This is a genomic window from Reticulibacter mediterranei (genome assembly GCF_016587455.1).
In genome coordinates, this window is sequence record NZ_BNJK01000001.1 from 6249952 (window position 1) to 6266024 (window position 16073).

Annotated in this window: 12 protein-coding genes; 3 read left to right on the forward strand and 9 right to left on the reverse strand. The window is 52.3% G+C overall.

Going from position 1 to position 16073, the window contains the following annotated elements:
* Window positions 1-29: 29 nt before the first annotated feature.
* Window positions 30-527 (reverse strand): hypothetical protein, encoded by a 498-nt coding sequence (locus K3T83_RS27055; RefSeq protein WP_220206037.1) that lies wholly within the window; start codon window positions 525-527, stop codon window positions 30-32.
* Window positions 528-830: 303 nt separating this feature from the next.
* On the opposite strand from K3T83_RS27055, the gene K3T83_RS27060 reads away from it, so the two are divergent.
* Window positions 831-2111 (forward strand): RNA-guided endonuclease InsQ/TnpB family protein, encoded by a 1281-nt coding sequence (locus K3T83_RS27060; RefSeq protein WP_236064997.1) that lies wholly within the window; start codon window positions 831-833, stop codon window positions 2109-2111.
* Between the two features lie 46 nt (window positions 2112-2157).
* Window positions 2158-2736, forward strand: a complete 579-nt coding sequence (locus tag K3T83_RS27065; protein ID WP_220206038.1) for an NUDIX domain-containing protein — start codon at window positions 2158-2160, stop codon at window positions 2734-2736.
* A 290-nt stretch (window positions 2737-3026) separates the two neighbouring features.
* Here K3T83_RS27065 and K3T83_RS27070 read toward each other — a convergent pair whose 3' ends face one another.
* The 5 genes from K3T83_RS27070 to K3T83_RS27090 all read right to left on the reverse strand — a co-directional run bounded on the left by K3T83_RS27070 (window position 3027) and on the right by K3T83_RS27090 (window position 8622).
* Window positions 3027-4040, reverse strand: coding sequence for an LLM class flavin-dependent oxidoreductase (locus K3T83_RS27070; protein WP_220206039.1), 1014 nt, complete (start codon window positions 4038-4040; stop codon window positions 3027-3029).
* A gap of 156 nt (window positions 4041-4196) precedes the next feature.
* Window positions 4197-5579: a DUF4097 family beta strand repeat-containing protein gene (locus K3T83_RS27075; protein WP_220206040.1), complete on the reverse strand. Its 1383-nt coding sequence runs from the start codon at window positions 5577-5579 to the stop codon at window positions 4197-4199.
* A 152-nt stretch (window positions 5580-5731) separates the two neighbouring features.
* Entirely contained in the window at window positions 5732-6766 is a 1035-nt protein-coding gene (locus tag K3T83_RS27080; RefSeq protein WP_220206041.1) for an aldose 1-epimerase, read from the reverse strand.
* Between the two features lie 47 nt (window positions 6767-6813).
* Window positions 6814-7653: a pyrroline-5-carboxylate reductase gene (proC, locus tag K3T83_RS27085; RefSeq protein WP_220206042.1), complete on the reverse strand. Its 840-nt coding sequence runs from the start codon at window positions 7651-7653 to the stop codon at window positions 6814-6816.
* A gap of 570 nt (window positions 7654-8223) precedes the next feature.
* A complete protein-coding gene (locus tag K3T83_RS27090; RefSeq protein ID WP_220206043.1) occupies window positions 8224-8622 on the reverse strand; it encodes a hypothetical protein in 399 nt (132 codons plus the stop codon).
* A 374-nt stretch (window positions 8623-8996) separates the two neighbouring features.
* Between K3T83_RS27090 and pgi the strand changes: the two genes are divergently transcribed.
* Window positions 8997-10637, forward strand: a complete 1641-nt coding sequence (gene pgi / locus K3T83_RS27095; protein WP_220206044.1) for a glucose-6-phosphate isomerase — start codon at window positions 8997-8999, stop codon at window positions 10635-10637.
* Between the two features lie 126 nt (window positions 10638-10763).
* Here the strand turns inward: pgi and K3T83_RS27100 are convergent, their stop codons facing one another.
* The 3 genes from K3T83_RS27100 to K3T83_RS27110 form a co-directional block, all read right to left on the reverse strand.
* Entirely contained in the window at window positions 10764-12122 is a 1359-nt protein-coding gene (locus K3T83_RS27100) for a M20/M25/M40 family metallo-hydrolase (RefSeq protein WP_220206045.1), read from the reverse strand.
* A gap of 71 nt (window positions 12123-12193) precedes the next feature.
* Window positions 12194-13279 carry a hypothetical protein gene (locus K3T83_RS27105; RefSeq protein ID WP_220206046.1) on the reverse strand — a complete coding sequence of 362 codons (1086 nt, stop codon included), beginning with the start codon at window positions 13277-13279 and terminating at the stop codon, window positions 12194-12196.
* 218 nt (window positions 13280-13497) lie between these two features.
* A complete protein-coding gene (locus K3T83_RS27110; RefSeq protein WP_220206047.1) occupies window positions 13498-16068 on the reverse strand; it encodes an ABC transporter transmembrane domain-containing protein in 2571 nt (856 codons plus the stop codon).
* Between the last annotated feature and the right edge of the window lie 5 nt (window positions 16069-16073).

Genomic DNA, 16073 nt, shown 5'->3' on the forward strand with positions numbered 1-16073 from the left:
CGAGCAGTCGAGAAGGAAAGTTTCACTTGCTAATCCCTGTGCCGTTCCCGCAAGATCTTCTCGGCATGTTCGATATCGGCCTCAATCACATCGGAATTGACCGCGACAGCCTGCGTGCCATCAGCGGTTGTGGCGACCCCGGTCTGCGAGTTATCGTCAGGACGCTGACCGGGCGTTACTGCTCCAATCTTCTTTGCGCGCCTGCCTTCATCAGGCGTAGGCGACATGCCATAATGATAGGCATCATGCTTGATGAGAATATTTTTCGCTTTCTGCCAGCGCGCGCCAGGGTAAAGCACAAGAATAGCGCGCCCTGCCTGATACGCGCGTTCATAAAATTGCGCCTCGCCCGACTCTATACCCATGTCCTTGAGATTCTGTGCGATGGTTTGATGCGACGGAGCAGAACGTGCCTGCTGATGAATGCCCTGCTCTTGAATTCCAGCACGGTGTAGCTCCTGGATGGCATTATTCATGCTGGTCTGATTATCGAAGACGACCAGCAGAGGCGTTGATTGCCTGGTCATGATTCTTTCTGCTCCTCTCTGAAATGTGACCCTGCTCTTTCCACGCTGCCACTACTTGCAATGGATACGTCATTCAACTTCGCTGCTAAATCATCATCAGCTCGCTCTTTGCGAACGTGTTATCTAATGAAGTAGTAGATAGATTTATCCATTTGCTGCGTAAAACCTCTGCGTTCATGTATGGAGATAGAAGCGACGTTTCTTGCTTGGAGGAGAGGGGTGGATATGTAGATATATTTCGATTGACAAAATCGCCTCATAGCCCTAGAATGCAAGAGAAGTGAGGCGGGTAGGAGCAAACACATGTCACAGGCAAAAGACCGAGCACACCCAAAAAAAGAGAAGAAGGTGTGCGAACCTAAAGACCCCAATCTGCGCCGTAAAGCCTATAAATTCCGGCTATCCCCCACAAAAAAGCAAGTGGACAAGCTCGGATGGATATTGCGTCGTTGTAAAGAGGTGTATAATGCGGCACTGGAAGAGCGTCGAGAAGCCTACCGTATGAGTGGCGTTTCCGTCTCTTACCGCATGCAGGCTGATCAATTGCCAGCCATCAAACGTTTGCGAGAAGAGTACCGCGACATCCATAGTCAGGTGCTTCAGGATGTCTTACAGCGACTCGATAAAGCGTTTCAAGCATTTTTTTGCCGCGTGATGAATGGCGAGACCCCAGGCTTCCCGAGGTGGAAAAATGGAGACCGCTATCATAGCATCACCTATCCGCAGGGCGGTTTTGAGCTTCTGCACGGCAACCGGCTGCACCTCTCGAAAATCGGCCATATCAAGATCAAATTGCACAGAGCAATGCAAGGGAAGGTCAAGACCTGCACGATCAAGAGAGAGGGAGACCAGTGGTACGCGATCCTGACCTGTGAATATCTGCGTGATGTCGCCACCGCCTTTCACCCCTCGGATGAAGAGGTGGGCGTGAAAGTCTTTGCCATGCTTTCGACGGGTGAGGCGATAGAGAATCCCCGCCACCTGCGAGTAGAAGAGAGCAAGATGGCTGCCGCTCATCGTACCATTCACCGGCGCAAGAAGGGGAGCCACCGCCGCCATCGGGCGAAAAAGGAACTTGCGCGAGTGTCTCGCAAGGTGCGCAACCGACGGCGTGATTTTCATCACAAAACCTCACGCTCACTCGTCGAGCAGTATCGAGTCATCGTGTTTGAAGACCTTCAGATCAAAAATCTGACGGCGACTCCCAAGCCCAAACAGGACAAAGAGACCGGCAAGTATTTGCCCAATGGAGCGGCAGCAAAAGCCGGTCTCTCGAAGAGTATCTTAGACGCAGGATGGGGCAACTTTGTCCGACTCTGTGCCAGCAAAGCGGAAGAGGCTGGCGGTACAGTGGTCAAAGTCGCGCCCCATTTCACCACGCAAGTCTGTAGCGAGTGTGGGGTGGTGGCCCAAAAAGATCTCTCAGTACGCTGGCATAGCTGCCCGGGCTGTGGAGCGGAGTTCGATCGTGACCACAATGCCGCTCGCAATATCCTGCATCGCTATCAACGCAACAAACTGATTGGGGCAGGAAGTGTCCCACAGAAGCCGGTCTCCTTGCGTCCAGAGGAACCCATTCTGTAGAAGCCCCTGCATTCCTGCATGGGGTGCTTCACATGAGGTAACAGCTATGCAAGTTGAGGTTCAGAGCAAACAAACCATCTTTCACGATGTGTTTACCATTGAAGAAGCAAAGGTGCGCTTCCAGAAATTTAACGGCGAGATGAGCCAGCCAGCGCGTCGTATGGTGTTTGAGCGTGGAGATTCGGCGGCGGCGCTCGTCTTTAATCGTGATACGCAAAAAGTGCTTTTTATCAATCAGTTCAGATACCCCACCTATGATAAAGGGCCAGGCTGGATATATGAGGTGGTGGCTGGCACCATTGATGAGCACGAGCAGCCGGAGCAGACGATTCGCCGCGAGATACACGAAGAGATAGGATACGAGGTACGCCACGATCTGATCCCTATCGCCACGTTTTATGTCTCGCCCGGTGGCAGTTCCGAACGTATCCATCTCTATTATGTAGAGGTTGGCAGCGCCGATCACGTCTCTCAAGGCGGCGGTGCGGCATCGGAACACGAGGATATCGAACTGGTGGAGTTGACGCTTCCCGATCTCAAGCATGCAGTGGAGCAGGCGCAGATTTTAGATGCGAAAACGCTCATCGCCGCTCAATGGTTTCTCAACAAAGTGTCTCATAGCTAGCAGGCTGTGTTTGTTGTTAGAGCCGGAAAGAGTTGAGGAGAAAAAAGGAACCAGGATAGCGGCGTTGCTATCCTGGTTCCCGATGCAGAGGAGATCCACACAGCGATTCAAAGAGAGAAAGGTATTTGCTAGCTTGAAAGAGCTTGTGTGGCGACTTTGGTATCAATAATTGTTGACCAGTCAGGCTCCTTTGAAATAACGCCGAGCTGATGGAGCAGCTTGCTCTGATCGACGACATCGGCTTTGCGTTTTGTGCCGGTCGTCTTGTGCGTGGATACCCGCCATCTCTTCTACCCTCGCGTTGTCAGTGCAGTCGCCTGTGTTTGCAGGCGAGGCAGTGCCGTTTGCCCCAGCAACTCGATGCAGCGCAACGAGTCGGCATGTTGCATGCCAGCGGCGTAGACCTGACACATGATTTCATCGAAGCCTGCCTCTTGTTGCCATGCGCTCAGCTGCTCAACAACCTGTTCTGGTGAGCCAATGACAGCGTTGAGGCGGGTGAGTATCTCACGGTACTCTTTGCTGTCGGTGCGACCATCCCAGGCGATGTCCAGATCGTATCTGGCATAGTGTGTGATGGTCTGGCGCGTCTGCTCATAGGCATCCTGCTCGGTCTCTGCCACGTAGACAAAGCGCAATTGAGAGATACGACCGGATTTTTCAGCCAGCGCGGTGCGATAACGCTGGATCAGGTGGAGATGACGATCAACGCTACCCACGCGTGGGATAAGCAACCCATATCCTCCTTTGCCGGCAATTTCGGGCGTGGAATTGCTGGCTGCCAACCAGATAATGTCCTGGGCCGATTGCACTGGCTGAGGATTGATCTCTATCTGCTGAAAATGGAAATAGTCGCCTTGAAAGTCAACCAGGCCGCGATCAAATGCCTGGCGCAAGATTTCGACTGTTTCGAGTGTTCGTGATGTCTTCTCCTCGATGGGAATGTTGAAACGGGCAAATTCACTGGCCTTGTTCCCGGCTCCTGAGCCAATCCCCAGACGTAGCCGACCATGTGAGAGCAGATCAAGCAACGCGCTATCCTCAGCCAGTCGTAGCGGGTGATAGTATGGAGCCTCAACAATAGCAGTGCCGAGACCAATTTGTTGGGTGATAGCGCTGATGCGAGCAAGATGAAGCAATGGAGCAGGCATACGACCGTAGATTTCAAAGTGATGTTCGGCCAGCCAGATGGCATTGAAACCAAATCGGTCTGCTGCCTGCGCCTGTTCCTCAATTTCTTGATACAGTTCAGAAATAGCCTTGCCGGGAAGGATATCGAAGTTATAGAACAGCGAAAAATGCATCCAGTCTCTCTTTTCCAAAAGTAATAGATCGACTTTATCATAATTAAAGATATCATAACTTTATCATTCTTGCAAGTTATAAAAATAATTCTTGTAAGTTATTGATAAGAGAAAGTCGATCTATGAAGAATCGCAATAAACTGAATGTTTGCTATTTTATGTAGCCTTCTTGATTGTGATTGAGCCGGTGCCAACGTCAATAAAGACCTGAGCATGAGGAATGGCGTTGGTATCGCGAAAGGCATTGCTCATTGTGCCAGATTGGATGCTGGCATGAAGTTGCATGACAGTGATCGCTGGCAAGGTCAGGGTTACGTTCCCACTCTGCGTGTTTATCTTATAGTCGCTTTTGGGGGCAATAGTTCCTGTGTAGGTGATTGAGCCTTGCCGCGTTTGGAGCAGCGATTGATCGTGCAGTGCGCCATGCTGAATGAGGATGTCGCCGTTCTGCGTGATTGCCTTGAGTTGCCCATCGATAGTGCTACCTCTAATGGAGCCGCTGTTTGTTTGTATAACCATCGCACCCTTGACGTTGTTGAGCGCAATATCGCCGTTCTGGGTAGAGATGCTGGTCGGTCCAGTGACATCTTGCACCGAGATGCTGCTATTGATGGTTGTGACCGTGACTCCGCTGATGCCATCGATGGCAATCGAGCCGGAGTCAATGGTGATGCGTACTTTGGTGGCGCGTGGCGAGAGGATTTCGTAGTTGACGTTCTGGTTTGCCGCCTGATTGATGATGCGAACGAGATCGTGTCCCTGCTCGTCGTGCGATTGGGTATAGTGGAGGAGATTGTTCGCGTCTGCGTTTGCTATCTGGTCGCTGCTCGTTTTGATGACAAGAGAACCTGCTTTTCCTGCTGCAATGCTCACGTTGCCTATGCGTCCTTGTAGCTCAATGATCGGATGGTCGCCGACCGTAATGCTGTTGCTTTCAGGGGTGGCTTCGCTATGCTGTTGGATATGAGGAGGGGAGGCGCGTTGATGGATCGTGATGGAACTGGTGGATTGCGGAGCGCTGGAGGGGAAATGGAAATACGCGGATGCGCCACCAACTACAATAATACACAGGAGAGCCAGCACCAGACCAGCTTTGAGTGATTTGAACAGGGGACGCAAGCGGATTCTTTTCAAAGGATGCGACGTGGTTTGCCCCGTGATTTCCTGCAATGAGAGCGGGGTCGTCTGCTGCGATTGATTAGGAACAGGTCTGGCCGGGATCGCTCGTAATCGAGCTTCTGTCGTCGGCGGCAGGGGTAGCGAAGGCTGGCTGGAGGCATCTACCAGCGATTCTGCTGGTGTGGGTGCCTGCACTTCCATTGGGGAGACAGCAAGAGGAGGTGTGGCTTCGTCGGGACTTGTGGCGGGAGTTGTTGCTTGTTTGGGTGGGAAGAGTGGCATTGGTTCCAGGCCGGAGAGTGATGGCAGGTCCAGAGTGGTTTTCCCCACGATATCGTTTCTATTGCGTGCCTCGTGGCGCTTCTTTGCCGCAGTTGCCAGATCTTTCTCAGTCTGTTTATTCGTTGCGTGATCTACCAAAATAGAAACTTCCTTCCTGATCCTGTTGTAATGTTACTCTCACTACCACGTTTCGGGCCGTTTGTTGTTTACCGAACAGGTAAGAAGTCAGGGATAGGCCAGATCAACAGGAGCAGGGGAGAAAAGACTCGCCTCCTCTGCTCTGCCCTCGATTAATCGAATTTAATGGTATAGAACAGGGAGCCGCTGCTGCTCTCGCCAGGGTGTACTTCTAGTAGATGGGCAATGTCACGGAGTTCCGGGTTCTGGTGAAAGTTCACGGCGTCGGTGGAGCAGGTTTGATGCTCGACGCAAACGAAGGGCGAACCGTCTGCCGGGGTGTAGATGACGATATGGGTGAAATCGTCAGTGCCTCCGATCTCAAGCTGAAATCCCTGCGTCTTATAGTTAATGACTGCTGGCTTCTGCTCGTGCAGGCGAGTATAGACGTGATCAAGCTTCAAATACCTAACCGGGATCGGCGTGCTTAGATCGTACATTGCGTACATGATCTTGTTGACATCGAAGACGCGCCCGGTGGGGAGCAGCTCGTCGTCTGCCTCCATGACGGCCTTGGCGGGAAGGTTGACTACTGTCTCTTCTTTGCCGGAGAGCAGTGAGAAATAGGGATGCAGCGCGAAGCCGAAAGGTAAATCTTTCGTCCCCTTGTTCTCGACCTTATACGTGATCGTGACGCCGCTACTGGTCAGCTTATAGGTGAGCGAAAAGCGGCTAGGAAATGGGTAACTGGCAAAATAGGGCGCGTCCTCGTTCATCTCAACATAGGTAGTAACGCTGGCCCCTTCTGGCGTGACAACTGGTTGCTCATATTGCCAGGGGCGGTCAAAGACGAGGCCGTGAATGAGGACCGCATTTCCCTGTGGCCTGGTGACAGCTTCCAGCGAATATGTCTGTCCCTGATAGGTATAGCGTTTATCCCTGATTCTGTTGGGGAGAGGCCAGAGAACGAAATTGCCGGTGAAATCCATCCGTTTGAGCGCTTCCAGATCGCAGTAGAGAATATCATGGTTGCCGACGCGCAGGCGAAACATATTGCTGCCTAGTTCGGGAGCGATGCCAACCGTCATGCTATGCTCCGGCCGTGCGGGATCTTGATAGGAGAGCGAGATAACGGTGGAACCTATCTCCGGGTCTTGCTCCACCGTTGCAGCGTACGGACCTGTGTTTGTGTGATGTTCTGTTGTCATAGCAGAGTTGTCCTCTCAAAAAAATACATTGTCACTTCTTAATAGTATCACGTCGGTTGCATAGCACTGATCTCCTGCCCCATCTCAGTTGCCCTCCTGGTTGCCTGCTCAACGGCCTTTTTGAGCAGATCAGGCAGGTCTCCCTGTTCCAGAACGGCTAGCCCGGCCATCGTTGTTCCATTAGGTGAAGTCACCTGTCGCCGGAGTTCCTGGGGATTTTTCCCTGTCACCTTGAGCATCTTAGCAGAACCATACAGGGTTTGTATCAGCAGTTCGCGGCATGTTTCCTCTGAAAGTCCGACCTGTTGCCCCGCCTGCATCAAGCTTTCGATCACATAATAGATATAGGCGGGACCGCTGCCCGAAAGACCTGTGACGGCATCGAGTTGCTGTTCTTCGACCTCGGTAACGCTACCAATGGCAGCAAAGATCTGTTTTCCCTGCTCCAACTGCTCAATCGTTGCATGCTTGCCGCGACTGATCGCCGTTGCCGATGCCTGCACGAAGCTGGATGTGTTGGGCATCGCGCGTATCACCGCCACGCCTTCCACCAATTGCGACTCGATGGTTTCAGTCGAGACGCCAGCCACTACCGAGATGACCATCTGTTGAGGCGTGATGTTTGCGCCGATTTCTTGTAATGCCTGATGGATATCGAACGGCTTCATAGCGAGGATGATGATATCTGCTGCTGCGATCTCCTGTTCTCTCTGCTGGCTGATATGTATCCCGTAGCTCTGGCCGAGTTGAAAGAGTCGTTCGCGATTTTTGCGATTGTTGACCGTGATCTGCTCTGCTGGTACAACTCCCGCCTCCAGCAAGCCTTTCAACATCGCCTCGCTGATCGCGCCTGCGCCCGCAAAAAAGAGTAGTTTCTCTGCTAACATCGTGCTATCTGCTCCCTGATTGTAATAAAAAAAGCTCTTTCATCGCAAAGGACGAAAGAACCAGTTTCGTGATACCACCTTCATTTAGCAGCATCTATTGATACGATGCTGCCCTCATTTCCTGATAACGGGAGGTTGGCCCGGCGTACTCATCGCACGCAACTCCGGGGCGGGTTCTGCCACAATCGCGGTGAGGTCTTTCAGCCGGTGGACCCTCACTCTCTGAACACAACCAGGTGGGCATGCGTTCCCCTTCAATGCTGTCTATTTTTTGTATATCATAACACATACAATCACTTGCAGGTTCGTTATAAAGATGGGAGATTGTGCGTTTGGAGCAGAAAGTTGAGAACATCATGAAAATTGTAGATCGATATAGGCAGGGTGCAAAGTTAGCGGATCTATTATGAGATACATACTGATGGAGGCTAGAAGAGAATATATTACTGAAATCATGTATGGGCGACAGTTGGATTGTTTTTCAACTGTGCTCATACATGATTTCAGGGTAGTTATTCAATAGGCGTCTTTGTGCAACTAGCTCAGGCTACTTTCCATAGAAATCCTTGCTCAAGAGAGTTCCGTCATGTTGAAGCGTTTGATCGTTGCTTGATAATCATCGAAGTAGTAGACGGTTATGCCAGCTTCAATCTCTTCCGTGAAGTTCGCTTGTGCAGCTGGTTCAAGTTTTTCGATGAGAGGTTGAAGTAGCTGTTGTTCGGATACCCTGTCCCATCCGAATTCTGCTGCGAACAGTTTCTGTGCCGACTGCAAAGCCGTCACTGCTGAGGCGCGAAGGAGTTGATCCAGCACAGTTGGATGTGCCAGCAGTTGCTGCACAAGTGCTTGATGAAATTGTGCCTGCTCAGGATGAGAAGGTGTTGTTTCATCCGTCTCAGCATTGAGAGTCGTTTCGACGTCGATGGTGAGACGAAATGTGCGGCACACAAGAGAAGGCGATGTGGACATGCGATATTCCTTTCCTCTGCTCCCATAGAGTGGGGAGCGCAATGTACAGGTGTTATCAACGATGTGCTTCTATGATATGGCGAAAGGAATAAGGCAATCTTGCAAATGTGTGCGATTTTGTCAAAAATCTGCTCGGATGGAGTGATGGTGTCGATAGGCTCATGGAGTAAGGCCGCGATAGCGTTTGAACACCTGGGTCAGGATCTTCCAGCACACTTCACATAGATCTTGGAGAGTTGCACAACTGGGGTAAGGATATCATAGAATGAGAGAGGAGAGGTGGTTGGGGAGGAAACAACATCAATGAGCCTCTGCTGACTGGTAACTCAGCGGTACACTCTTAAAGAGAAACATTTTTCAGAGGAGTATCCGTCATGGCTATAGCCGTAACATCGTTAACACAGCGTCCTTCCTGGAAGGCGCTCTCTGAACACTATCAGAAGGTCAAAGACCTGCATTTGCGCACGTTGTTCGCAGAAGATAACCAGCGTGGCAAACGTTTTGCTCTGGATGCGGCTGGCATCTATTTTGACTACTCGAAGAATCGCCTCACCGACGAAACCATCCGTCTCCTGCTCGATCTGGCGAACTCTTCGGGTCTACGCGAGCGCATCGACGCCATGTTTCGTGGTGACAAAATCAATGTCACCGAGCAGCGGGCCGTGCTGCATGTGGCTTTGCGTGCCCCTAAAGATCAATCCATCGTCGTCGATGGCGAGAATGTTGTTCCTGCTGTGCATGCTGTGCTGGATAAGATGGCCAATTTCTCCAACCGTGTGCGCAGTGGTGCCTGGACCGGCTATACTGGCAAGCGCATTCGTAGTATCGTTAATATCGGGATTGGCGGCTCGGATCTTGGCCCCTATATGGCCTACGATGCGCTCAAGCATTATAGCGACCGTGACCTGACATGCCGCTTTGTCTCGAATATCGATGGCACCGATTTTGTCGAGGCCACGCATGATCTTGACCCGGCTGAGACGCTCTTTGTCATTTCCTCAAAAACGTTTACGACGCTGGAGACGCTGACCAATGCTCGTTCGGCGAGAGACTGGTGCGTGAAGGCGTTGGGCAGCGAAGATGCAGTGGCGAAGCATTTCGTTGCAGTCTCCACCAATGAGAAAGAGGTGGCAAAGTTTGGCATCGATACCGCCAATATGTTCGAGTTTTGGGATTGGGTCGGTGGCCGCTATTCGTACGATTCGGCGATTGGCCTCTCGCTGATGATCGCCATCGGGCCAGAGCAGTTCCACGAAATGCTGGCAGGCTTCCACGAAATAGACGAGCATTTCCGTACTGCGCCGTTTGAGCGCAATCTGCCTGTTCTGTTGGGCTTGATCGGGATCTGGTATAACAACTTCTTCGGAGCTGAAACGGTAGCGATACTGCCCTACGATCAGTATCTTGGCCGCCTGCCATCGTACTTGCAGCAGCTTGACATGGAGAGCAACGGCAAGCATGTTGATCTGGAGGGCAACACAGTCAATTACCAGACCGGACCGATTATCTGGGGCCAGCCTGGAACCAATGGACAACACGCCTTCTACCAACTCATTCACCAGGGAACAAAGCTGATCCCGGCTGATTTCATTGGTTTCAATCACTCGCTCAATCCCATTGGACGACATCACGATCTGTTGATGGCAAACTTCTTCGCTCAGACCGAAGCGCTCGCCTTTGGTAAGACCTCGCAGGAGGTCGCAGCTGATGGCGTCCCGGCCTTCCAGGTGCCGCATCGCACCTTTGAGGGCAATCATCCCACCAATACCATCCTGTTTGAGCGACTCACGCCAAATACGTTGGGCAAGATCATAGCGCTCTATGAGCATAAAGTCTTTGTCCAGGGAACCATCTGGAATATCAACTCGTTTGACCAGTGGGGCGTCGAGCTTGGTAAAGTGCTGGCGAACCGCATTATCCCCGAATTGGAGAGCGCCGAAGCACCGAAACTCTCCCACGATAGCTCAACCAATACATTGATCCAACGCTATCGTGCCGCACGCGGAAAGAGCTAACCTTTCCCCTTCGTAGTTTCCCGATTTATCGGGAGGGGTGCGCTACCAGCCTGGAAGGAAGCCGCACCCCTCCCGATAAATCGGGAAACTACGAACTACATTACTGCTTTTGAAAGGAAAAATTCATTATTGGCTGACGAATTGAGTGACGGTCTCATACAAGACTCGCGCACCCCATTGCAGAGAGTCGATATGGATGCGCTCGTTGTGCCCGTGAATACCGCCCCACGCTTCTGATCCGCTGATATAGCGTTCGGGGGAAAAGCCATAGATTTTGGTGCCAAGTCGGGAGACATGTTTGGCGTCGGTTCCCCCCGTCAAAAGCACAGGAATAACCGTCGCTTCCGGGTCATGTTCTTTCAACACGTCTTTGATGATCTGGAAGAGCGGCGAGTCAAGATCGGCCTCCAGCGGGATGGAAGGATCGAGAAACTCGATATCCGCATCTGTGCCAAAGATCGCTTGTAGCTCCTGCAAGAATTGTTCGGGTGTCCAGTGAGGAAGCGTACGGGCGTCAAGCTGGGCGTAGGCCACCGATGGGATTACGTTGATTTGTGAGCCGGAATGAAGCATTGTTGGGGTAACGGAATTACGCAACATGGAACGCAATTCTTTTTTAAACGTGTCCTCAACGGGCAAGCGTTCAACGGCAACATCGGCGGTCGCTTCGTCGGCCAGCACAGCCAGAAATTGTTCGGCGATATTGGGCGGTTGCGCCTGGGCGATGCCGCGAATATAGCCACGCACGGTATCGGTGAAGTGAACGGGCGTATTGGCCCCTTGCAACTTGAGCAGCAGCGCGGAGAGCTTGAGAATGGCGTTATCATCATGGGGGATCGAGCCATGTCCGGGTGTTCCGCTGGCACTCAACCGGAAACGAGAACTCCCTTTTTCAGCCGCCTGAACCGTATAGTAGCGCTGGCCGTTAATCTCTAAGCCATAGCCGCCGCCTTCGTTAAGGGCATATTCGGCCTGAATGAGTTCCGGGTAATTCTCGACAACCCATTGTGCCCCGTGATGTCCTCCCGCCTCTTCATCCGCTGCCGCCATGAAGATGACATCGCGCTTGAGCGGGACGTTATGGCGCTTGAGCAACAGCATACTCATCAACTCCATCGCCACCATGTTCTTCATATCCAGTGCCCCACGACCATAGAGATATCCATCGGCAATTTCCCCACCAAATGGATCATGCGCCCACTTATCGGGTTCCACCGCCACGACGTCGGTATGGGACATCAAGAGCAGCGGTGCCTCGCTGCCGTCGCCTTTCAAGCGCGCAATCAGCGTTCCCCTATCTGGCGCAGGGCCAACAATGGTGCAATCAATGCCCTCTTTTTGCAGCACGTCGCGTAAATATTCAGCCGCCCTTGTCTCGTTGCCTGGTGGATTGCGCGTATCAAGCCGCAAGAGGTCGCGTAGTCGCTCTATGACTTCTTTCCCTGTTACATCCCAATCTGGTTGTGTTGATGCATGTGTTGCCATGAAACTATCTCCTCTGTCTGCCTTATTGATAGCCGTATCGTATCACACAGCTATGGCCGCTGTGACCCAAGTTACGGTGCCTGCTGATTTGTGATTATTTGTTGATACATGCGCTGGAAGGCGGCACCCTGGGGCGTGATGCTATCATTCAGCCCGATCAGTGGCAGCGGCGTATTGGTGGCGGCATATTGCATTGAGGCAAAGACGTGATTGGCAGCGAGCGTCTGAAGCGCCTTCTCAGTCCAGGCGCTCATAAATGCGGCATTGTCATGCTTACCATCGTTGGTGTTGACGCGACCATTGGGCAAAACGTTAAGATCGGGTGCATAGTTCCATTCAGTGATCATAATCGGGAGTGTGTGCCCGATAATTTGCTGCATGGCGTCCCGTGCGTCGCGGATATGATCGACCCAGCCGTCAATGCCAGCAATGCATGGATTGGCCTGAGATTGATGGCCGCACACGTATTCGTGCCAGCTTATCTCGTCTGGCTTTGGCTGTGTCTGCTGCAAAAAGGCCGTTAGATTGGCCCGATCGTATTTGTAGCTGACCGGCCCGATGAAATGCGCCTTTGGATCAATCTGTTTGAGCTGGGGGATGATGGTATTCCAGGAGGCGGTGTAGCGCTGCATGGAGATGCCCTGAAGATCCTCTTCGTTGCCAAATTCGTAGTACACGGTCGCGCTGCCAAAGACCTGTTTCATATCCTGTACGACGCGCCGATCAACCGATAAAGGATCTGGCACCAGCGGCCCATTGAGAATGACCAGCGGGACTGCGCCGATCTTTTTAATTGCCTGAGCTGCCTTGATTTCGACAGCTTCGGGCACACCAGGTCTTATTGGCATACGAATCATTTGCACATGGATCTGCTGTAATGCCTTTTGCGTTGCGGGAGAATCGAGCATCTGATCGGTTGTTGCACTGGCGAACAGCGACATGTTGGTGCCGAAAATCAGCGGCGAAACGGGATTGGTTGCCGGGGATGGAGAAGGCGTTGGCGAGAGTGCTAAGCTGGTTAGCGGTTGCTGATGTGGGCGGAGTATGATGCTGGCACTTAGACTCACAATTGCCAGCACTGCCCCCAGGATGGTGAACAGAAAGCCCAGTTGTTTGCGTGTGAACTTTTTTCCAGAGCCTTGAGGATTTGGCGTCATCAGTACATAAACTCCTGATCAAGAAATTTGCATGATGGTCAGGTATAACGATCATGTGGTGGCTCTATTTTCAGAATAGCCGTAGAGAAGAGTAGCACACCGCGCCCTTTCTAACCAGTGGTGATCTGAATATGCAAACTGGCATGGCCCCTGCTCTCTGTTCAGGGATTGAGTGAGGGGCCACGCCAGCTTTCGCTCTCGTTCTCTATAGAAAGACGTTAATCCTCCTCTATATATTGAAGAACGATGCCAGGATCGAGGTAGATGCGATCACCATTACTGAGCGCCATCTGACTGATCCGGTAGCCTCGCCATGTCAGTCCATTCAGACTATCGGCATCTTCGATAATCCAGACGCCATCGTTCTGATAGAGCAAGGCGTGGCGACGTGAGACGCGTGGTGAAGCGATTTGTATATCGCTTTTGGAATAGCGCCCGATGGTAAAGCTGGGTTGGTCTAATGGATGTTCGCTGACAATTTTGCCATCGACCTGAATCTGGACCTGGGCTTTCGTGGATGGATTCAGCTCATGGAACTCTACTTCCGAAGGTGGTTCCTTTGGACCTGTGGGCAATGATGGTCTGGAGATTGGCGTTACGGGTATTTGCGCGGTCATTTTTGATGTAACCGATGTGATGGCTGGTGTAACCACCGTGACCTCACCGGTATCAGCGTCGAGAGCGGTGTCAATGCCCGTCAGTGTGTCTGCATCTACCAATGCATTTGCGCCGACAAGAGCGCCAACTCTGGCTGTTTTGCGTGCCATGCGTTCAGCAGGTGGCAGCGTTTTCACATGCACTGAGCGTACAACAAGTGTTTCATCCTCATCACGGTCGAGGTTATAGCGGTTTTGTTCCTCCAGTAGATGGGTAAATACGCCATTTTTGGCCTTTAACTCGTCGAACGCTCCCCGCTCAACGATGTGGCCTTCGCTCATAACGATAATCTCATCGACCTTCCCTAGCGTACTGAGGCGATGCGAGATGGTCAGTACCGTTCGTCCACTGATCAGAGTATTGAGCGCGCGCATGACCTCGGCCTCAGATTCAACGTCGAGATTGGCTGTTGGCTCGTCGAGAATCAGGATTGGCGTATCGCGCAGGATTGCCCGTGCAATGGCCAGCCTTTGCTTCTGACCGCCAGAGAAGTTGCTGCCCTGTTCGCGCACCACCGTATCGTAGCCATTGGGCAAGCGAGTGATCATCTCGTGAATGTTTGCTTTCATGGCCGCCGAAATGATCTGATCCATCGTGGCACCGGGGAGACCTGTCTCGATATTCTCGCGGATCGTTCCCTCAAAGAGGACGGAATCCTGAAGCACGAGGCTGATGTTCTGGCGCAATACCTGTAAGGGATAGTCCGAGATCTTCACGCCATCGATGAAGAGCGAGCCTTCTCCTATCTCATAAAAGCGTGGGATCAGCTTGGCGAGCGTTGTTTTGCCGCTGCCAGAGTAGCCAACCAGCGCGACCTTACGGCCAGCCGGGATGGTGAGATTGATGTCTTTGAGGACCGGCTGATCGTGTAGATAGTTGAAGCGGACGTTTTCAAAACGAATATCACCCTTCAGGCGAGTAGGTCCACGATACTCTTCGATCGTATCGACCACCTCGGGAGCCTGATCCAACACTTCCTGGATGCGCTCGGCCCCGGAAGAGGCATTGCTGGCAACATTGGTGAGCTTTGAGAGGTCGCGCATAGGCTGATAGAGCATCTTCAGGTAGGTGAGAAACAAAATCAGCGTCCCAACATCGATAGTTGATCCCTGGATGGTGAAGATGCGCAAATCCATGCTATTGCCGGCTGCGACGTAGCCACCCACGCCGATAACCAGCAGCGTACCGAGAGCGACCAGCACGGCGACCAGCGGTGTAAATTGTGCCTGGAGCCGCCCTGCCTGCATTCCGGCTGCCTGATGGCTTTGCACGTATGCGCCAAAGCGTGTGTTCTCGCGCTTTTCGAGCGTAAAGGCGCGAATAACGGTCAGCGCGTTCATATCTTCTGTGGCAACATCCGCAATTTTCCCGGCTGCCTTTGATTTTTTGCGCGCGGCTCTTTTAATGCCTCCGGTATAGCTGAAGACAAGCAGGAAGAGCAGCGGCGTGATAATTAGCGAGAGAATGGTGTATTGGACGCTGATGAAGAGCATGATCGAGGCAACGCCGATCAGCGTGAGCGAGCCAGCGAGGAGATCGACCAGGCCATCCGTTACGAGCTTCTCGATATCGGCAATATTGCCCGTAATTCGCTGCACCAGATCGCCCTTCTTCTGTCGGTCGTGCCAATCGAGCGAGAGGCGTTGCAGGTGGTCAAACAATTCTGCTCGCAGATGTGCGCTGAGTTGTTGGGCTATAAATGTCGCTAGATATAGCTCGATGTAGGACATAAGAGCGCTTAGCAGGCTGAAGACCAGCAGCATGAGCAGAGAGAAGACGATGACGCCGATAACGCTGTGCTGCGTAATTCGGGGACTGGTAATCGAACTTGGATCGGATGGCGTCGCCGGGCAGGGCGCGGGCGGCGGTGTTCCGGGCGGTTGATTCGCTGCAACCGGGCGCAGCGAAGGATCGAGCAGCGGTGTATCGAAGAGAGAGAGGACGGGATCGAGAAATGGGAAACTGCATGCAGGGTCTGATCCCGGGTTGTTCACTTTACTCGGGATAAATTTAAGTGGCATCGCCGCCAGCAGGTCACAACCTACCTGGCTGAATGTGACCAGAATAGCAAACACAACCAGCAAGCGATAGCCCTTCAAATTGCGGTAGAGAAGACGAGCTAGAATCATCATATGTT